17 protein-coding genes are annotated in these 18,942 nt (G+C 49.1%); all 17 read right to left on the reverse strand.

Annotated features, from left to right (window positions below):
* Window positions 1-16 precede the first annotated feature (16 nt).
* The 17 genes from FYJ45_RS11515 to mutS all read right to left on the reverse strand — a co-directional run bounded on the left by FYJ45_RS11515 (window position 17) and on the right by mutS (window position 18,661).
* Window positions 17-439 carry a twitching motility protein PilT gene (locus tag FYJ45_RS11515; RefSeq protein WP_154464700.1) on the reverse strand — a complete coding sequence of 141 codons (423 nt, stop codon included), beginning with the start codon at window positions 437-439 and terminating at the stop codon, window positions 17-19.
* Between the two features lie 90 nt (window positions 440-529).
* A complete protein-coding gene (locus tag FYJ45_RS11520; protein WP_276891571.1) occupies window positions 530-1,537 on the reverse strand; it encodes a D-alanyl-D-alanine carboxypeptidase family protein in 1,008 nt (335 codons plus the stop codon).
* Entirely contained in the window at window positions 1,521-1,916 is a 396-nt protein-coding gene (locus FYJ45_RS11525; protein WP_021633901.1) for a methylglyoxal synthase, read from the reverse strand. Before FYJ45_RS11525 ends, FYJ45_RS11520 begins: the two co-directional genes overlap by 17 nt.
* Window positions 1,917-1,933: 17 nt before the next feature.
* The gene (locus FYJ45_RS11530; RefSeq protein WP_021633900.1) at window positions 1,934-3,046 is read right to left on the reverse strand and encodes an FtsW/RodA/SpoVE family cell cycle protein; all 1,113 of its coding nucleotides are present in this window, start codon (window positions 3,044-3,046) and stop codon (window positions 1,934-1,936) included.
* A gap of 52 nt (window positions 3,047-3,098) precedes the next feature.
* On the reverse strand, window positions 3,099-3,362 hold the full coding sequence (gene minE / locus FYJ45_RS11535) for a cell division topological specificity factor MinE (RefSeq protein ID WP_021633899.1): 264 nt from the start codon (window positions 3,360-3,362) through the stop codon (window positions 3,099-3,101).
* A complete protein-coding gene (gene minD / locus FYJ45_RS11540) occupies window positions 3,359-4,168 on the reverse strand; it encodes a septum site-determining protein MinD (protein ID WP_021633898.1) in 810 nt (269 codons plus the stop codon). The genes minE and minD overlap by 4 nt, the downstream gene beginning before the upstream one ends.
* Before the next feature lie 46 nt (window positions 4,169-4,214).
* Window positions 4,215-4,919: a septum site-determining protein MinC gene (locus tag FYJ45_RS11545; RefSeq protein WP_154464702.1), complete on the reverse strand. Its 705-nt coding sequence runs from the start codon at window positions 4,917-4,919 to the stop codon at window positions 4,215-4,217.
* A gap of 97 nt (window positions 4,920-5,016) precedes the next feature.
* The gene (locus FYJ45_RS11550) at window positions 5,017-7,899 is read right to left on the reverse strand and encodes a penicillin-binding transpeptidase domain-containing protein (RefSeq protein ID WP_154464703.1); all 2,883 of its coding nucleotides are present in this window, start codon (window positions 7,897-7,899) and stop codon (window positions 5,017-5,019) included.
* Entirely contained in the window at window positions 7,900-8,409 is a 510-nt protein-coding gene (mreD, locus tag FYJ45_RS11555) for a rod shape-determining protein MreD (RefSeq protein WP_154464704.1), read from the reverse strand.
* Window positions 8,410-8,423: 14 nt separating this feature from the next.
* Window positions 8,424-9,302, reverse strand: a complete 879-nt coding sequence (gene mreC, locus FYJ45_RS11560; RefSeq protein WP_021633894.1) for a rod shape-determining protein MreC — start codon at window positions 9,300-9,302, stop codon at window positions 8,424-8,426.
* Window positions 9,299-10,309, reverse strand: a complete 1,011-nt coding sequence (mreB, locus tag FYJ45_RS11565; protein WP_021633893.1) for a rod shape-determining protein — start codon at window positions 10,307-10,309, stop codon at window positions 9,299-9,301. Before mreB ends, mreC begins: the two co-directional genes overlap by 4 nt.
* Window positions 10,310-10,326: 17 nt before the next feature.
* Window positions 10,327-11,028: a RadC family protein gene (radC, locus tag FYJ45_RS11570; RefSeq protein ID WP_235930770.1), complete on the reverse strand. Its 702-nt coding sequence runs from the start codon at window positions 11,026-11,028 to the stop codon at window positions 10,327-10,329.
* A 90-nt stretch (window positions 11,029-11,118) separates the two neighbouring features.
* Window positions 11,119-11,358, reverse strand: a complete 240-nt coding sequence (locus tag FYJ45_RS11575; RefSeq protein WP_025490080.1) for a DUF4321 domain-containing protein — start codon at window positions 11,356-11,358, stop codon at window positions 11,119-11,121.
* 148 nt (window positions 11,359-11,506) lie between these two features.
* Window positions 11,507-12,802 carry a methionine gamma-lyase family protein gene (locus FYJ45_RS11580; protein ID WP_154464705.1) on the reverse strand — a complete coding sequence of 432 codons (1,296 nt, stop codon included), beginning with the start codon at window positions 12,800-12,802 and terminating at the stop codon, window positions 11,507-11,509.
* Window positions 12,803-12,967: 165 nt separating this feature from the next.
* On the reverse strand, window positions 12,968-13,927 hold the full coding sequence (gene miaA / locus FYJ45_RS11585) for a tRNA (adenosine(37)-N6)-dimethylallyltransferase MiaA (RefSeq protein ID WP_154464706.1): 960 nt from the start codon (window positions 13,925-13,927) through the stop codon (window positions 12,968-12,970).
* A 24-nt stretch (window positions 13,928-13,951) separates the two neighbouring features.
* Window positions 13,952-15,940: a DNA mismatch repair endonuclease MutL gene (gene mutL / locus FYJ45_RS11590; RefSeq protein WP_154464707.1), complete on the reverse strand. Its 1,989-nt coding sequence runs from the start codon at window positions 15,938-15,940 to the stop codon at window positions 13,952-13,954.
* Window positions 15,941-16,012: 72 nt separating this feature from the next.
* The gene (gene mutS / locus FYJ45_RS11595; RefSeq protein WP_154464708.1) at window positions 16,013-18,661 is read right to left on the reverse strand and encodes a DNA mismatch repair protein MutS; all 2,649 of its coding nucleotides are present in this window, start codon (window positions 18,659-18,661) and stop codon (window positions 16,013-16,015) included.
* Between the last annotated feature and the right edge of the window lie 281 nt (window positions 18,662-18,942).

The raw sequence follows: 18,942 nt of genomic DNA on the forward strand, positions 1-18,942 counted from the left end.
GCTTTTATCCTTTATTTTAAAGAGATACAATAATCTTCGATTTCAGGCTTTCGGGCAATTCCTGCTCGTCCTTAGAAACACTGAGAACGAAATCAACGCCAAAACTTTCACTGACTTTTTCCAACTTTTCAACTACCGGAAGGATATCACCATCATCACCCAGACAGGCGATCTTCAGGAAGCTGTCTAAAAACATCTTTTCAAGGTCACGGTCCTGGGAAATGATACCGCAGATAAAACCGATAAATTCGGAGCTGTTCTCCACCATGAATTCACAAACATCAATCAGCCTTACCTTGTTATTCAGTTCAAACATATGCTTCGTACTTTTGTCCAGATAGACAATATTTCCGGAGACTTCTTTTACTTCGGTGTTTACTTTATCCAATAATTGTTTTGTCTTGCCTTTCCCCTTCTTGCCTACGATTAACTGAACCATTGTAATCCCTCCTAAAGTAAATTGGCGATTCTTACACGCCTTTTAAATATGATATTATTATAGTTGATATCTGATTAAAAAACAACCTTTTTAATTAATTACATTTAAAAGCTCTGTCATCTCCGTATAGAGAACAGCCCTGTCCGAAGAATGTAGAATTACGGAAATATAAGGATTCCCTGAGGTGTCCTTGGAGAGAAGGATCAGGCAGTTTCCGGCCGCGCTGGTCGTTCCCGTCTTTCCTCCGATAACAGTGACCTGCTCCGGCGCTTTGTAAGTCCCTTTCAGGTACTGATTGGTTGTCGTAAAGGAAAAGGTTTTGGACTTGCCGTCCTTGTCCATAAAAACCGTTTCATAACTGGTCATATGAATGATTTCGTTTATCAGGTCATTCTTTAATGCTTCATTAAATATCAGATACAAATCATATGCCGTAACATAATGATTGTCCTCAGTCAGTCCGTGAGGATTCACAAAATGGCTGTTTGTCGCTCCGATTGCCAGTGCTTCCTGGTTCATCAGCTCCGCAAAGCCGTCCAGGCTCCCTCCGATATGAACAGCAATGGCTGCTGCGGCATCGTTGGCGGAATGGATGAGCAGGGCATGCAGCGCCTGGTTCAGGGTCAGCTGATCTCCCGTCTTCAAGCCACAAAGGGCAGCGCCAGATTCCGTAATGGCCGCTTCATCGGTTACCGTGATTAAATCGTCCGGATTGCCGTACTTAAGCGCAACCAGCGCAGTCATAATTTTGGTCAGGCTGGCCGGCTGGAGCCTTTCGTGAATATTCTTGGCATACATGACTTTATTGCTGTTAAGATCAAAAAGTCCGGCTGACGTGGCTTCCGTCATGTCAACAGCCTGGTTGTCGGTTCCCACATCACTGTTCACCACACAGAGGTTCTCTGCAAAGGAAGAAGCAACAACGCTGGATACTTCATTTACAACCCGATAGCTGGATACCTCATAATTGGGGTTATAGGCAAAGGGTATTTCCTTATTGCCGCAGCCGCCAAGCGTCCCGGCGGACACTGAAAACAGCAAACAGACACAGGCTGCCCTGGCAAGGAATTTCTTCTTCAGATTACTTGTACATTTCACGCCATTCCAAATCCCCTCTGTCAAGTGATTTGATTAACAGTTCTGCAGTTGCAAGATTGGTAGCAAGCGGAATATTATGGATATCACACAAGCGCACCACATTATTGACATCCGGTTCATGGGACTTGGGTGTCAGCGGATCCCGGAGGAAAATTACAAGATCGATTTCATTGTGTTCAATCTGTGCCCCTATCTGCTGTTCGCCTCCCAAATGCCCGGCAAGAAACTTGTGGACGTTCAGATTGGTCACTTCTTCAATCAGCCTTCCTGTCGTACCCGTAGCAAAAAGCTCGTTTTTAGTCAAAATTCCTCTGTAAGCAATGCAGAAGTTCTGCATAAGCTTTTTCTTTGCGTCATGCGCAATCAATGCAATATTCATAGCAACCTTCTCCTATACTAGTATAAATTTTTTCTCTGTAATCGAACGTTCAGTACGAATCCCATTCCTATAAACAGACTCAGCAGAGACGTCATACCGTTGCTGACAAAGGGAAGCGGAATTCCTGTATTCGGCATAATCATTGTGGTTACCGCGATATTCATAAAGCTCTGGAAGCCTATCACCGCGGCCATACCGGAAGCAATTATCATTCCGGAGGTGTCCTTGGCTGTTCTGGCAATGGAAATGCATTCCAATGCGATAAGCATGAGCAGTACAATCACAATACAGGCGCCCACGAACCCCATCTCTTCCCCGATTACGGCAAAAATAAAGTCTGTCTCAGGTTCTGAAATGAAATTGCCGTTCTTTACTGACGCTATTACATTGTTATTCAGGCCTTTCCCCCATAATTGGCCCGAACCTATAGCCATCACCGAATTGAGCTGCTGATAGGCCTCGGCATCCGCATATTTCTCCGGATTCAGCCATGCCAGGATACGGGTCAGCTGATAATTCTCAATCAGCTGCTGTCCGGGCTGCATCACCAGATAAAAAGCGATCGCCAGAGACGGCACAACCACAGCTAAAACTCCTCCTATTATTTTGTAATTAAGGCCGCCCACAAACATCAGTACGCAGAAAATAATGCAGTACAGAATTGTCGTGGACAGGTTAGGCTCTTTGTATACAAGAATAATAGCCGGCAGCATCAACACCACACACAAGAGAAGTATTTTAAATGTATTAAACTTCTCCTTATATTTCATAATAAACTGTGCATAGAATAAAATCAATAAAATTTTTGCAATTTCTGACGGTTGGAACTGAAACAGATGCGGAATATCGATCCACCGCCTGGCGCCGTTCACCTTTTCTCCCCATATCAAAACCGCAACCAGTATACTTATGGAAAAAATATAATAGAACCAGTATAGCCGAAGCAGCTGGGAATAGTCAATCAATGAAATGAATATCATGAGGACAATTCCCATCGCCACACCGGCAATCTGCTTGCTCTGCAGAGATTCCTTAGCGCTTCCCACAGCCATAATACCGATTATGGATATGGCAAGCACCAGCAGAATCAGTTTAAAGTCGTAATTTCTTAGTTTGTATCTTTTCAGCATTCTTTCCTCCGGTCCGCCGCACCGGAAATGTACGGCAGACAGTGTATCCGAGCTAGTTATGGAGATCCAGGATTGGAATGTCCGCATACAGGGTCGGGTTTTTGCCTCTGCCCCGGATGGTGGATTTACTGATTTGGATTTCCATATTGTTTGTGTCTATTTTCATGTACTTGGAAATAACCTTGGCGATATCCTGTTTAATCATATCCAGCATTTCAGGCGAACAGCCGGCCCGGTCTGAGATAAGAAGGATTTTAAGCCTGTCCTTTGCAATTTCCCTGGAACTCTTCTTTTTGAATAAATTAGGTAATCTCATGATATCCGCCCCTCCTGACTCTTATGAAATATTCCGGTAAACCTTGCCCACAAGGAGACCGGATGTTCCAGATCCAGGAATGGCACTTCCTTTCCCAGGACTCTGAGGCAGATATTCTGATAGGCTTGTCCTGCCAGCGTGTTGTTCCCTACAAGCGGTTCGCCCTGGTTGGTGGCAATAACCACATTTTCATCGTCCGGCACAATACCAATAAGTGGAATGGAGAGTATGTCAACCACGTCATCAGGCGTCATCATATCTCCTCTTCTCACCATATCAAAGCGCATACGGTTGATGACCAGGTCGATTTTTGAAAATTCATGGGCTTCCAGCAGGCCGACGATGCGATCCGCATCGCGGATGGCGGAAACCTCCGGCGTAGTGACAACAAGCGCATGGTCCGCGCCGGCTATGGCATTCTTAAAGCCCTGTTCAATGCCTGCCGGACAGTCAAGAATGATGTAATCAAACTGGCTTTTCAGATGCTCAATCAGTTTGATCATCTGGCTTTCATTGACGGATGTTTTGTCCCTGGTCTGGGCGGAAGGAAGCAGATACAGGCTGCTGTAGCGCTTGTCCTTGATTAATGCCTGCTTTACACGGCAGTTGCCTTCAACCACATCCACCAGATTGTATACGATCCGGTTTTCCAGCCCCATGACCACATCCAGATTCCGAAGACCTATATCGGTATCTATCAGAACGACTTTTTTGCCCATGGCAGCCAGGCCGGTCCCTACGTTTGCGGACGTGGTCGTTTTGCCCACACCGCCTTTTCCTGACGTAACAACAATTACTTCACTCATGCAAATACCTCCGGTGAGAAATATTTGTCCCCTGAGCGTCCCTTTTTCAGCGGGCGTTCAGTAATTCATTCGTAATTGGTTTCAGGATTATGCTGTTATTTTCCACATAAGCCATCTGCGGCTGTATTCCTCCGGGATTCCCGTCTGTCCGTTCCTCCCTTTTGGACCCGAAGGCCCATTTACTTTTTTCATTGGTAATATATTTGAAATCCCCGATTTTAATTTTTTGCGGGGCCATTTCAAGCGCTGCCACATAATGCTCCGATCGTCCGCTGCCGCCCGCATAGGCATTGCCGCGCAGGCTTCCCAGTACGACGATGTCTCCGGCCGAAATCACGCTGGATCCCGGATTGACATCTCCCAGAACTATTATGCTTGATTCGGTTTCCAGAATCTGTCCCTTCCTCAGGGTTCCCCGGTAGAACTGCCCGGCAGATTCCTCCTGCGCCTTCTTTCTTCCGACGCACTCCAGGGCCCTGGCATAAAACCTCTCGGTTTCTTCATCCCTGCCTACAATGCAGGTGATGTTCAGGCTGGAATTGTCCATAATGGCTTCCACCAGCCTGGTTTCCTCTTCCAGAGTCAGGCTGCGTCCCACAAAGGATACCGCCACGGCGGCATCCTTGAAGAAGCGCTCCGATTCCTTAAATTTTGCCGCCACCTCTTCCAGCAGCTCTTCGAATTCTATTTCTTTGTCCAGATACAGGATAAGCCCGTTCTGAAAGCTTTTAACAATTACGGCATTTTTCATCGCTTACTCCCGTCTGTGTGCCCTTGCACACCTTTGCTTAAGGGAATTGAAAACTTCAATCCTGCTCCCGTCAGTGTGTTCCGGCACGCATCGGTTATCAGTCTCCTGCAGAGGTAACCGCCTCAAGATGGTTTGCGGTGCCGCTGATAATTTCTTCTTCCTTTTCCGGGTTAAAGTAGTACTGCATTACCTTACAGGAAATCTGCGCCGCATAATCGGAGGAATAACCGTTTCCGATTCTGGTGGCGAGGGCGATTTCCGGTTTGTCAAAGGGCGCATAGCCCACGAATAAGGCATGCGGCGGCCGTGTCTTGCTTTCCTCAGCCGTACCTGTCTTACCGGCGGCAATGATGCCTGAATCAACAAAATACTTTTTGGCCTCCACCACACCGCGCATACCGCGGTGAATGGCATCCCAGTAGGAGGTCGGCATTTCTATGGTATTGCGTACTTCCGGTGAAAAGTCTTTCAGCAGGTTTCCGCTTCGATCCGTTACTTTATCAAGCAGGCTCAGGTTATAACAGGTACCGCTGTTGGCAACTGTCGCCACATATCTGGCAAGCCCTACGGTAGTGTAGTTATGCTCGCCCTGCCCGATAGCGGACTGGGAAGGGTTGACAAGGGAAAACTGGGGTGCGGATTCTTCAATTTCGATGCCGGATTTTTCCGTCAACCCGTAAAGATCCGCATACTCACGCATCCGTTCATTCGCCAGATTGAAGTCTGTACCGCTCTCCGGATCTCCTGACTGGCCAAAACGGTAGCCCATTTCATAGAAGAAATAGTTGCAGGAATGCGTGATTGCCTCGGTTACGTTCAGATTGCCGTGGCCGGATCTGTTCCAGCATCTCATGACAATATCAGAGTACCGTGTAAAGGTTCCCACACAGTCTACCGTGCTGGACAGATTGATGATACCATCCATAAGCGCGGCGGAAGCAACCACCATTTTATAGGTAGACCCTGGCGCCGAGCGCATCTGCGTCGCATAGTCCCACAAAGGCAGGGACAAATCATTCTGAAGCGACGCATAATACTCCGCATCAATGCCGTTTGCCAGCTTATTATTATCATAGCTGGGATAGCTGACAAGCGCCAGCACCTCGCCGGTATTGGGATCCACCACAACGCAGGAGCCTGAAAAAGGATCAAGCGCCAGCTGTGCAGGCGTAATCTGCAGGTTTTCAATTAGCTTCCGCATAAACTGATATGCGGAAACACTGCCATTTTCCAGGGCCGCGCGCTGTTCCTCAGAAACAGAAACAATCTGCTGCTCAATCAGTACCAGGCATACCTGTTTCCCGCTGATTGAATTATCCCGGATCATATATTTATACAATTTTTTATAAAAGGATGTCTTTTCCAGCTCCTGGCTGATATATTCCGCCAGGCGGTCGAAAACCTCAGAAGAATCCGCATACTGCATATCCATATCCAGACGGCTCACGTCCACCCAGTTCTGGGCAATGGCATATTCCAGGAATTCACTCAGGGAAATCGTTTCCTCTTCCGTCCATGTCCTGTAAACCTCATCGGAAGTATCCACCTTCAGAACCCTGGTATCATTAATAAGAAGATTGGTTACGATATAGCTTTCATAGCTCTGATACTCTTCCTTCAGCTGATTATAAGGAGTCCTGTCCTGATACAGTTCCTGTGTCAGCCAGTTCCATACCTTTTCCTTCTTCTGGCGGAAGGCCTCATAGACCGCTTTTTCGTTTTCCTCTGCCTGAGGAGAGGCCAGATGGTCCAGATTGATTACATTGTTATTGAACAGTGCAAAATATACATCATCTATCGGAATCCTTATACCGGAGGTCTTTGCATTGGGCGCCAGATTGAATTCCTTGATATTTTCAATTTTTTCAAGAAGCAGGCCGGCAATGCTCTGCTCCAGGATATTATATATAGCCTCCTGGAGATCGGCATCCAGGGAGAGATAAACATCATTTCCGGCGACAGGCTCCACCCGTCCCTCCGAATCAATTTCCTTGCCAAGGTTATCCACGTAAATGGTTTCCCGGCCCTTCTCACCCTGCAGATAGGTTTCCATCACCTTTTCAATTCCGGATTTCCCTACGGTATCATTCATTTCATACCGTCCCTCATCATCCCCGCCCTGACTCGTTTCTTCATTCAGGCTCTTAAGCTCCTCTGAGGAAATCTTTCCGGTATAGCCGATTATATGGGAAAAATAGGTGCCGTCCACATACCGTCTTATGGTATCCTCCGCAATATCAATCCCCAGCAGCGCATCATTGTTCTCCTTGACCGCCGCTACCGTTTTCTCGCTCACATCCGTGGCAATGGTTGTGGGTATGTATTTCTGGAAGCTGTTGGCACTCATGGCATAGCGGATAATGACAAGCTTCAATACCTCTTCCTTCGTATAGCCTTTTCCGGGTACAAAGGTAGTTCTGTCATCCGGATCCGTCCGTTCGCCGATACCATAATTGGTGGCCATAAAATCTATCACATCCTGAGGCGTGGCATTTTTTTCCTTTTCCTTCAGGCTGTCAATGGAAGCATGTCCGTAAATATCCGCCAGGAAACGAAGCAGCTTCGTATCCGACACGCTGAAGGCATACTCCCCGTTTTTATCTAAAAAAATGTTAAAATCACTGATAACGCTGTCCCCGTTGCCTTCAATAATGTGGATGGTTTCCAGCAGCGTGGCATTCAGATTTTTGTTTTTGTTCTTATCTGATTCATACACATCCTCTATGGTCACGGAGTAAGCAAGATCATTGTAGGCAAGAAGCTTGCCGTTCCGATCGAAAATCTTACCCCGGGAGCTGGGAATGGAGCGTTCCTTTTTGATCTTCAGGGAAAATTCGTTCAGGTAATTTTCCCCGTTGACGATCTGCAGGACGAAAACCCTGTGAATCAGAACGCCGCCCATAAGAAGCACAACAAGAGTCAGTACAATCAGCCTGGAGTTTATAAAGTTAAAAAAGTTGTCTCTGAATCTCTCAAACAATTATTCCATACTCCTTTTTTCCACGGCTTCCAGCCTTTTATGTATCAGCAGAAGCAGCGGATATACCGCAAAGGCTATCACTATCGTATATACGGCTTCCGGCAGTATCACATGCAGGAAATAATACCCCAGTTCAAGCCGTCCCCTCAACAGGAACAGCAGACAATAGCATACGAAATTATAGCCGATATCACTTACTAAAATCAGAATCAACGGCAGCTTGATATCCTCCGGATAAAACATCCTCTGGAAGGTGCCGTTGACGTAGCCGGTCAGCATATAAAGCAGCGCATAAAGGCCTATTACATTCCCGCTGAAAATGTCTGCAAGAAGGCCGCAGAAAAAGCCAATCAGCACTCCGTTTTTTTCACCGTTCATAAAACCGTAGGCCGCTACCAGTATGATAAGCAGGTTCGGCTTGATACCGCTGAACGCAACGGCAGGCAGCACGCTGGACTGGAGGATAAAGCAGAACAGAATAAGAAAAACGGAGATAATATTTCGTTTCAAAAGCTTCCTCCTCCCTATTCCTTATCCGGAACCGGCTGCTTCAGCTCCATAATCACCAGGACCTCCTGAATGTGCTGGAAATCCACGGCCGGTGTAATATAGCCCCATTTAGTCATATTGTTGGGGGCCGTATTGATGGAGCTGATGAAGCCGATGGGAATTCCTGAAAGATATTTACTGCTTATGTTCGAGGTTACTACCTTATCCCCTTCCGATACCTTGTCTTCCTTATCGGAGAGCTGGTCAAAACGGATTACCCCATCCGACATCACCGACTGCAGGTTTCCGGAAACCATCAGGTTAGCGGAGGTGGAAAGTACGGTTCCATAAATATTGGAATTATCAGCGATAATCGAAAGCACCCTTGCATAATTGGGGCCGACGCTGACAACCCGGCCCGCCAGGCCGCTGCCTGCGAGCACATTCATGTCCACCTGTATGCCGTCGTCGGAGCCTTTGTCAATCGTAAAAGAATAAAACCAGTTGCTGGAGTCGCTTGCGATAACTCTCGCTCCCATTTTCTCATAATCCGAGGTTGCCTTATCAATATCATAAAGCTCCCTTAAGCTGGCAAGCTCATATTTATCCTGCTGGAGCTGGGCGTTTTCCATTGTCAGCTCATCCACCTGCTCCTTCAGTTTCTGGTTTTCCTCCAGCACAGCCTTCAGCTGCCCCATCTCCTCCGCCCGGTCATACATATATCCGCCTACGGAGGCAATGCCCTTCTGAAAGGGTACCACCACATAGCCCGCGGCGGCCCTGAGAGGCCCTTCAAACAGATCTGTTCTGAAAGTGACTATCATAAGAATCACACAGACCGCAGATAAAATCATAAGAAGATACTTGCCGGGCAGTGTGAATTTGTTTCTTTTCTTCTTGATTACAGGACTCATTTACCCATCCCTTCAATTGCATAGGCAACTGATTTATAGTTTTCCTCGTTCAGAACCTTGGAAAGTCCGAGAACAACGCTTTCAATGGGGCGTTCCGCCACATTGACACGCAGGCCTGTGCTCTTGCCAAGCATATCCGCAAGATGGCTGATCTGGGATGCGCCGCCGGTAAGATAAATGCCGTGACGGTAAATGTCCGCTCCCAGTTCCGGAGGCGTACGTTCCAGAATTACCTTTACACAGTCAATAATCGAATTAAAATGCTCTTCCAGGCAGGAAACCACCAGCTCCGTAGGGATTTCCCGTTCAACGGGAAGTCCGGTCACGATATCTCTTCCGAATACTTCCGCGCCTGTTCCCGCTTCTTCCAGCTCAGCCAGGGATTTTTTAATGCCCTCCGCTGTTTTGCCGCCGATCAGCAGGCCGTATTCCTTGCGGACCGCGCTGCGGATAGCTTCGTCGAACTTCAGACCGCCCGTCTTGATCAGACGGCTGAGTACGATGCCTCCCAGTGAAAGGATGGAAACCTCCGTGGTATCATAGCCCACGTTAACTACCAGGACGCCCTGGGAATTCTTTACGTCGATATCAAGGCCCAGGCCGTCTGCCACCGCCTTTTCCACCACCATGATTTTACGGGCCTTTACATTGGCGTCCTTAATCAGATCGTAAAAGGCGCGCTTCTCCACCTCCGTAATATCGGTAGGCACCGCAATATAGAAGTCGGCAGGCTTGATATTGCCTCCGGACATATCCGTCACAAAAAAACGGATCAGAGTTTCCATATTCTTAATATCGGCGATAACGCCGTTGCAGAGCGGATAGGAAATCTGGATATTGCCGGGAGCCTTTTCATACATTTCATAGGCGGAATCCCCATAAGCGAAAACGGTCTTCTTGTTCTGCACGGCGATCATGTTTTTTTCAATCATGATCTTGTCATCCGCCGCGCTGTAAATCTTAATGTTGCTCGTACCTAAATCGATTCCAAAAGCATTCGTAGACAAAATGATTTTCTCCTTCCTTATTTCAACAGGCCGGACTCCCTGAAGCTTACATAGCAGTTATCACCCACTATGATATGATCGGTCAGGGGCAGCTGCATCATGCCGCAAAGCTGGGCCAGATGTTTCGTAATTTCAATATCCTGTCTGCTGGGAGAGGCATCTCCGCTGGGATGATTATGGATCAGCAGGATATGTACAGCATGGTATTCCATCGCCATAAGGAAAATCTCCCGGGGCGATACCAGGGAACAGTTGACGGTGCCCTTGGACAGTGTCCTGTCACAGATCAGGCGGTTCTTGTTGTCTGTCATCACAAGAATCACTTCCTCCGTTTCCTTTCCCCTCAGTCGTTCCATATAATAGTCTGCCACAGTTTCCGGTTTGGTAAACTGTAATCTCTCACGAGTATCCGCCATAGCCAGCCTGCGTGACAGCTCAATAAGGCATTTGATTTTCACCGCCTTCACCTGGCCGATGCCGTTGACCTTGCAAAGGTCCCCGACGGACAGATGCTGCAGGCCGAGCAGCCCTTTTTCCCTGCCCTTGCTGAGGGCAAGCACCTGCTTTGCCAGCTGCAGGGCATCCATGGTTCTGGTGCCGGTCCAGATAATGATGGCGAGCAGTTCCTCTTCGGAGAGATATTCCGGCCCCTTTGCCATAAATTTTTCATAGGGCTTCATCTCTTCATAGCATGGTTCTTTTTGATTCGTTTGATTCATTTAATTCCCCGTTTCTTCACGTTTCCGAACGCTCCTCACGGGTACGGCCGCCTGTATGTACTCACTTTTACAGCATAAGCCCGCGGCTTTTCAAAGAATACGGTAAATCAGCAATGCAATCACTATCCCCAGTATGCTTGCTATTGTAATTTTGATCGTCAGCGCAAAGGTGATGCTCAGTATCCCGAAATCCAGGATAAGCGGGCTTGTAAACCCGAAGGTCTGTCCGAAATTCATGAAGCTTGCGGGAAACAGGCTTCCAACGAAGCCTCCCAGTACAATTCCGGCCAGAACAAGCAGCAGACAGGTCCATCCGTTTTTACTTTTCATTTTCTTCATCATTCATCCTTTGTATTTGTTGCCATTACCTATATTAGCATACTTCCAGATCCATGTATAGAATCTAAAAGTAAAAAATTTCGCCCTGTTCGACAGCGATTGACACGTTCCCCGCGGATACGTCAGGAGAAGAATCGCTTTAGTGCGGCAATTGGACGGCTTTCGCCCCCACACAGCGCTGAAGGGATTTTAATATGCCGAATTTTGCATGGGGCCAGGTCAGGCCGCCCTGAAAATAGACCGCATAGGGCGGTTTGAGGGGGCCGTCTGCGCTCAGTTCTATGGAAGAACCGGAAACGAACGCACCGGCCGCCATGATAACCTGGCTGTCATAGCCCGGCATATCCCAGGGTTCGGGACGCACGAAGCTGTCCACCGGCGCGGCCGCCTGGATCCCTTCGCAGAAGGCAATCAGGCCTTCAGGATTTCCGAAGGTGACCGCCTGGATAATGTCATGCCTGCTCTCCTTCCCGTCAGGGACTACGCCGAAGCCCAGACGTTCATAAATATTGGCGGCAAAAATGGCCCCCTTCAGAGCGCTGGCCGTAACCGTAGGAGCAAGGAACAGTCCCTGGTAAAACTGGGGCAGGATGCCCAATGACGCGCCCACCTCCTTGCCAAGCCCCGGAGAGGTCAGGCGGCAGGCCGCGTTTTCCACGCATTCCCTGGTGCCGGCAATATAGCCGCCGATGGGTGCCAGGCCGCCGCCGGGGTTTTTAATCAGGGAGCCGACACACATATCAGCGCCCACATCCGTTGGCTCCATGCGCTCCACAAATTCTCCATAGCAGTTGTCCACCATGCAGATACAGTCCGGCTTTCTGCTTTTGATGAACGCGATCAGCTCGCCGATGCGCTTTACGGACAGCGTGGGCCTTGTCTGATAACCTTTGGAGCGCTGTATGGTCACAAGCCTGGTGCGTTCATTCAGGGCCTTTTCAATATTTTCATAATCAAAGCCCCCGTCCGGCAGAAGATCAACCTGACGGTAGCTGATGCCGTATTCCTTCAGGGAGCCTCTGGACTCCCTGATGCCGATGACCTCTTCCAGCGTGTCATAGGGCTTTCCCACAGGGGAAAGCAGCTCGTCTCCGGGCCGCAGGTTGCTCATGAGCGCCAGGGCAAGCGCATGGGTGCCGCAGGTAATCTGGGGCCTGACCAGCGCATCCTGCGTATGGAAAACAGCGGCATATACGGACTCCAATGTCTCTCTTCCCAAATCATTATAGCCATAGCCGGTGGTGCCCAGCAGGCAGGCCTCGCTCACCTTATTTTCCTGCATGGCCTTTAATACCTTCAACTGGTTATATTCCGCAGTTTCATCTATTTCTTCAAACCGTCCCTTCAGTTCCTTAAGCACCTGCTCACCGAACCTGAGCACCGGTTCACTGATTCCCATTTCCCGGTAAAAATCTGAAATATTGCTTTCCTTCATGTCTCCTCATTTCTTTCCGCAATTACGGCGGCGGATATTTTTTCTTCTTTTTCTTCTTATTTTATAACTGTTCAGTTCCTTCACAGCAAAAGCGTCAGCCTGCTGGACAGTTTCCTTGTTCCTTACCATACAAAACCTGAAATACCACAGGCATTCCGGGCCTCCTTACTCCACCAGGCCCCTTTGCACGCAGCTTTCCAGCATAAATGAAAGCATGTCCTCTTCCGATGCAAAATCCGGCTTTTCCACCCAGATTACATCCTTTTCCCTGCGGAACCAGGTTAACTGCCGTTTGGCAAAATGTCTGGTATCTCTTTTTATCAGATAAACGGCTCTTTCCAGATCGTACTCTCCTTCCAGAAAGCCCAGGATTTCCTTATAGCCCAGCCCCTGCATGGAAACCAGCTGTCTGCTGCAGCCCCGTTCCTTCAGGCCGCGCACCTCTTCCAGCAACCCTTTGGCCAGCATATCGTCCACCCTTTTATCTATGCGGTCATAAATGGCTTCCCGTTTATCATTCAATACGAAATAGCAGGCATTGTATGCCGCCTGTTTTTTCCGTTCCTGCTCATTGTGAGCAGATATCTTTTCTCCGGTGGATAGATAATATTCCAGGGCGCGGATCACACGCTTTACATTGTTGGCATGTATCTGCTCCGCCGCTTCCCTGTCCACGGCCGCCAGCATTTTGTGAAGATATTCCGGCCCTTTTTCCTCCGCAGTCTGCTCAAGCGTCCTGCGGCAGGCGTCATCCTCCGGATTTTCCGTAAAGTCAATATCATACAGGACCGACTGGATGTAAAAGCCAGTGCCTCCTGTAATAATGGGGATTTTCCCCCGGCTGCGGATATCGGAAATGGCCTGCTTCGCCATTTTCTGGAAGGTAACCACATTAAACTCGTCCTCCGGTTCCAGGACATCGATCAAATGATGGGGAATGCCCTGCATTTCTGAGGGCAGGATTTTGGCCGATCCAATGTCCATATGCCGGTATACCTGCATGGAATCCGCAGAGATAATTTCTCCCTGAAGCTTCTGTGCCAGCTTCAGGGACAGGGCCGTCTTTCCCACGGCGGTGGGGCCTGTCAGAATGATAAGAGGTTCTTTTTTCTGCTTTTCTTCCATATTGACTCCCTTCTCCGCGTAAATTTAAATAATCCTTTTGAATTTTCTTTCCAGTTCATATTTGCTCATAGTAATAATCGTAGGCCTGCCGTGAGGGCAATGGTAGGGATTCTCCAGCTGCAGCAGCTGTTCAAGCAGCGAAGCCATTTCCTCCCGTGACATGGAGTGATTACCCTTTACCGCAGACTTACAGGCCATGGAGGCCAGCTTTTCGGCGATTGCCTTTGGCGCGCCGTGAGGCGGTTCTTCCTCCAGTTCATCCAGTATAGCCTCCAGGAATTCTTTTTCACAATGTCCGTAAAGGTCGCACGGTACGGAACGTACTGCATAGGCATTACCGCCGAATTCCTCGATTTCGAAGCCCAGCTGCGCAAAATAGGAAGAATACTCCTCGAGAAGATGGGCTTCCCTTGCCGACAGGTTCAAAACGATAGGCGGCGTGAGCATCTGGCTGTCAACGCTTCCGTTTTCCAGCTTATTTATCAGGGCTTCGTACTTCACCTTTTCATGGGCTGCATGCTGGTCGATAAAGAGAAGCTTTTCCTCGTATTCCGCAATCCAGTAGGTATCAAATACCTGTCCCAATATCCGGTAGCTCTGCACCGCCTCTTTAGTAAGCAGCTTTTCTTCGAAAAGCTCCATCTGTCTGACATCCTTTACCGTATACTGCCCTTCTTCTTCCTGAAGCATACGGCCAAGCCGCTGAGTCTCAAAGGGCTGCGGAGCCTCCGGCTTTGGGCGGGAAGGCGGCGAAACAGCGGCGCGTTCTGCGGCCGCTTCAACCGGGGCAGCCGCAGCAACTGTTTCTGTTGATATATTTAATCCGGCATCGGGCGCCTGCTGCCGGACCGATGCAGCTTTCTTAACCACCTGCGCCTGAACCGTTTCCGCCGCAGGTGCAGGCTGCGCCGCCTGTTGGCTTTGAGCGGTTTGAACTTTGGGCGATTCCTTTTTCTCATCCGCCTTTTTCTCATCCGCCCTTTTCTTTTCTTTCGTGTCAGCAAACGTCACATCCGGTATCATTTCACGGCGTCTTAAGGCTGTGCGCACCTGTTCTTCCAGAAAGGCGTACAGGCCTGGCTGATCATGGAACCGTATTTCCATTTTGGAAGGATGGACATTCACGTCAATCCGTTCCGTATCCATATTGATGTGCAGCAGCGCAAAAGGGAACTTGTGCTGCATCAGATAAGCCTTGTAGCCTGCCTCCAGTCCCTTGGAAAGCAGAGGGCTCTTAATGTATCTTCCATTCACAAAGAAAAATTCAAAATTTCTATTGGAGCGAACCACGGAAGGGCTTCCCAGGAAGCCTTCCACTTCTATTCCCTCCTCTTTTACGGAAAAAGGAATCAGTTCCTTTACAATCTCCCTTCCGTAAATGCGGTAGACAATTTCCTTCAGATCTCCGTTGCCGGAGGTATGGAACCTGACCTGCCCGTTCATCATAAACTGAAAAGCCACATCGGGCCTGGAAAGCGCCATATGCTCCATCAAATCTGATATATAGCTGCCCTCCGTGGCCGGGGATTTCAGAAATTTTTTCCTGACAGGCGTATTAAAGAAAAGCTCCCTGACAATGATGGTTGTGCCTTCCGGTGCGCCTACCTCTGAAAAATCCCGTTCCTTTTCCCCTTCCAGGCGGTAATGGACTCCCGTCAGTTCTTCCTTCGTCTTTGTGATCAGCTCCACCATGGAAACCGCAGCGATGCTGGAAAGCGCCTCGCCCCGAAACCCCAGGTTTCTTACCCGGTACAGATCCTCAACCGAACGGATTTTGCTGGTGGCATGGCGGAAAAATGCCTTTCGCACCTGTTCCTTTTCAATTCCGCCCCCGTTGTCCGTAACGCGGATAAAAGAACAGCCGCCATCCCTGATTTCCACGGTTACTGCCTTTGCGCCTGCGTCCATGGCGTTCTCCACCAGCTCCTTTACCACGCTGGATGGCCGTTCCACCACTTCGCCCGCCGCTATTTTATCTATGGTGCTGCTATCCAGCAGTTTGATTTCCGCCATCTGTGTCTCCTTTCTTCACCGCTGTCCTGCCTTGGCCCGCAATTGCCCGGCAGCCTGCGGGGACACTGCTGCCTACCATCTGTTTTTCAGCTTGTTCTGCAGGCGGTACAGGGTATTCAGGGCATCCAGCGGGGTCATGGTACTCACCTCCACGTTTTTCAGTTCGTCCAGCACATCCGCATCGGTCACCGTATCGAACAGGGATATCTGCTCCAGATCCAACTCGTCATAATGCTCCTGCTTTCTGGCAGGCGCGCCCCCGTCCACTATGGAAATGCTCTGAACCTTCTCCGTAATGTCGTTATCGCTGAGCTGCTCCACAATTTCCTTGGCCCGGTCAATCACCATATCGGGCACCCCGGCCAGCCTCGCCACCTGGATGCCGTAGCTCTTATCCGCGCCACCCTTGATAATCTTACGCAGGAAAACAATATCATCCCCTTTTTCCTTAACGGCGATACAGTAATTATTCACGTTATTCATCTTGCCTTCCAGCTCGGTCAGCTCATGATAATGGGTGGCAAACAGCGTTTTTGCCCCCAGGAGCTTGCGGTTGCTGATATGCTCAATCACCGCCCAGGCGATGCTCAGCCCGTCAAAGGTTGAGGTTCCCCTTCCGATTTCATCCAGGATAAGCAGACTGTTTCTGGTGGCATTGCGCAGGATATTGGCCACCTCGCTCATTTCTACCATAAAGGTACTCTGGCCGCTGGCCAGATCGTCCGATGCCCCGACACGGGTAAAAATACGGTCAACGATTCCGATGGCCGCCTGTCTTGCAGGGACAAAGCTTCCCACCTGGGCCATCAGCACTATAAGCGCTGTCTGGCGCATGTATGTGGATTTGCCCGCCATGTTCGGTCCCGTAATTACGGCTATCTGGTGGGAATTATTGTCCAGATAGGTATCGTTGGGAATGAACATATCATGCTCAATCATTTTTTCCACCACAGGATGGCGGCCGTCCTTGATATTGATCTGTCCCTTTTCGTTCAGCACCGGCCTGACATAGTGATTCTGCTCCGCCACCAGGGAAAAGGAACAGAATACATCCAGCCTCGCCACCGCTTTCGCGGTAGTCTGAATTCTTTCGATTTCTCCCGCTATCCGGTCCCTGATTTCACAGAACAGATCATATTCCAGCGTGCAGAGCTTATCCTCCGCATTTAAAATAGTATCCTCCAGCTCCTTCAACCGGGGCAGGGTATAGCGTTCCGCGTTGGTCAGCGTCTGCTTCCTGATATAATCCTCCGGCACCATGTTCAGGTAGGATTTGGTCACCTCCAGATAATAGCCGAATACCTTGTTGTATTTAACGCGCAGATTTTTAATGCCTGTACGCTCCCTTTCGGCATTTTCCAGCTCTGCCAGCCAGTTCTTGCCCTCCGTTTTCGCCCTGCGCAGATTATCGATGTCCTCATTATAGCCTGCTTTGATCATTCCGCCTTCACGGATGGTAATGGGCGGCTCCTCCTCTATGGAGTCACAGATCAGAAGATAGAGATCCTCCAGGCCGTCCATTTCCTGCTCTATTTTTTCATTGGCTGTCCCCGGAAGCTCTTTCAGCACGGTTTTAATATGAGGGAGCATTTCCATAGAATTGCGGAAAGCGATCAAATCCCTGGGATTGGCCGTCTTGTAGCTCACCTTTCCCAGCAGACGCTCCAAATCGTAGATAGGATTCAGGTATTCCCGGATTTCATCCCTGGCCACCGGATTGCTGCAGAAGGCCTCCACGGCATCCAGCCGTTCCTCCATTTCATTTTTATGGATCAGGGGCTGTTCCAGGAAGCTTCTAAGCATTCTGGCCCCCATGGCTGTCCTTGTCTTATCAAGCACCCAGAGAAGAGAGCCTCTCTTCTGTTTTTCCCGCAGCGTTTCCGTCAGCTCCAGATTCCGTCTTGTGGAGCTGTCCAGAAGCATATACCTGTTGACCAGATACGGTTCAATATGGGTAAAATGGCTCAGCGGTATTTTCTGGGTGTCATATAAATAGGAAAGAAGCGATCCCGCCGCAATCACCCCGTTAGGGAATTCCTCCACGCCCAGGCCCGACAACGAATTGACGCCAAAATGCTTCATCAGGCATTTTCTGCACAGATCATCGTCGAAATAATGGGGTTCCAGGGAATAAATGGCGATTCCCAGCCGCTCCTTCAAATCATCCAGTTCCATGCCGCTTACAAGAAACGCATCATTGCAAATAATTTCGGACGGCGCATATTTCATCACCTCATCCAGAAGCTTCCTGTTGTCCTCCACTTCGGTCATATAATAATCGCCGGTGGTGACATCCGCCACGGAGATGCCTGTTTTCCCGGCGAAGTAGGCAATGCACATAATATAATTATTTTTATTTTCCTCCAGGGCCTGGATATTCAGGTTGGTTCCGGGCGTTACAATCCGGACCACCTCTCTCTTAACCAGCCCCTTGGCCAGCTTGGGATCCTCCATCTGTTCACAGATGGCAACCTTGTAGCCCTTGCTCACCAGCCGGCTTAAATATCCTTCTACCGCATGATAAGGGACCCCGCACATGGGCGCCCGCTCCTCCTGGCCGCAGTTCTTCCCTGTCAGTGTGATTTCCAGTTCTCTGGACGCTGTCAGGGCATCCTCAAAAAACATTTCATAAAAGTCTCCAAGACGGTAAAAGAGGATACAGTCCGGATATTGCTTTTTGGTTTCCATGTATTGCTGCATCATCGGCGTTAATTCTGCCATTGTTCAGTTTCTCCTTTGTAATTCCCATTTCAAATCCGAAAGCATACATCTATAAAATATAGCACAAAATGGGGAAATTGTAAATCTTAACAAAATCCTTCCAACGGCGTATTCTCAGGCTTAGTAACAGTCCAGACGACGGTACTGCTGCCAGGCTTTATATGGATTCAGGCAACAATATTCCCGACATTTCTTCTGCACAAGCCAGGGCATCCGGAGGCTTGATTATGCTTCAAAGTCTCTCCTTCCTCCAACCCGCCCCGCAGGAAAAAAAAGCGCTG

Source organism: Eisenbergiella porci, assembly GCF_009696275.1.
Lineage (GTDB): Bacteria > Bacillota > Clostridia > Lachnospirales > Lachnospiraceae > Eisenbergiella > Eisenbergiella porci.

Bases quoted from the DNA above. Each gene is read 5' to 3' on its own strand.
- FYJ45_RS11515 (WP_154464700.1), bottom strand. From the start codon at position 439: ATGGTTCAGTTAATCGTAGGCAAGAAGGGGAAAGGCAAGACAAAACAA.
- FYJ45_RS11525 (WP_021633901.1), bottom strand. From the start codon at position 1,916: ATGAATATTGCATTGATTGCGCATGACGCAAAGAAAAAGCTTATGCAG.
- FYJ45_RS11530 (WP_021633900.1), bottom strand. From the start codon at position 3,046: ATGCTGAAAAGATACAAACTAAGAAATTACGACTTTAAACTGATTCTG.
- minE (WP_021633899.1), bottom strand. From the start codon at position 3,362: ATGAGATTACCTAATTTATTCAAAAAGAAGAGTTCCAGGGAAATTGCA.
- minD (WP_021633898.1), bottom strand. From the start codon at position 4,168: ATGAGTGAAGTAATTGTTGTTACGTCAGGAAAAGGCGGTGTGGGCAAA.
- FYJ45_RS11545 (WP_154464702.1), bottom strand. From the start codon at position 4,919: ATGAAAAATGCCGTAATTGTTAAAAGCTTTCAGAACGGGCTTATCCTG.
- mreC (WP_021633894.1), bottom strand. From the start codon at position 9,302: ATGAGTCCTGTAATCAAGAAGAAAAGAAACAAATTCACACTGCCCGGC.
- radC (WP_235930770.1), bottom strand. From the start codon at position 11,028: ATGAATCAAACGAATCAAAAAGAACCATGCTATGAAGAGATGAAGCCC.
- FYJ45_RS11575 (WP_025490080.1), bottom strand. From the start codon at position 11,358: ATGAAAAGTAAAAACGGATGGACCTGTCTGCTGCTTGTTCTGGCCGGA.
- FYJ45_RS11580 (WP_154464705.1), bottom strand. From the start codon at position 12,802: ATGAAGGAAAGCAATATTTCAGATTTTTACCGGGAAATGGGAATCAGT.
- miaA (WP_154464706.1), bottom strand. From the start codon at position 13,927: ATGGAAGAAAAGCAGAAAAAAGAACCTCTTATCATTCTGACAGGCCCC.
- mutL (WP_154464707.1), bottom strand. From the start codon at position 15,940: ATGGCGGAAATCAAACTGCTGGATAGCAGCACCATAGATAAAATAGCG.
- mutS (WP_154464708.1), bottom strand. From the start codon at position 18,661: ATGGCAGAATTAACGCCGATGATGCAGCAATACATGGAAACCAAAAAG.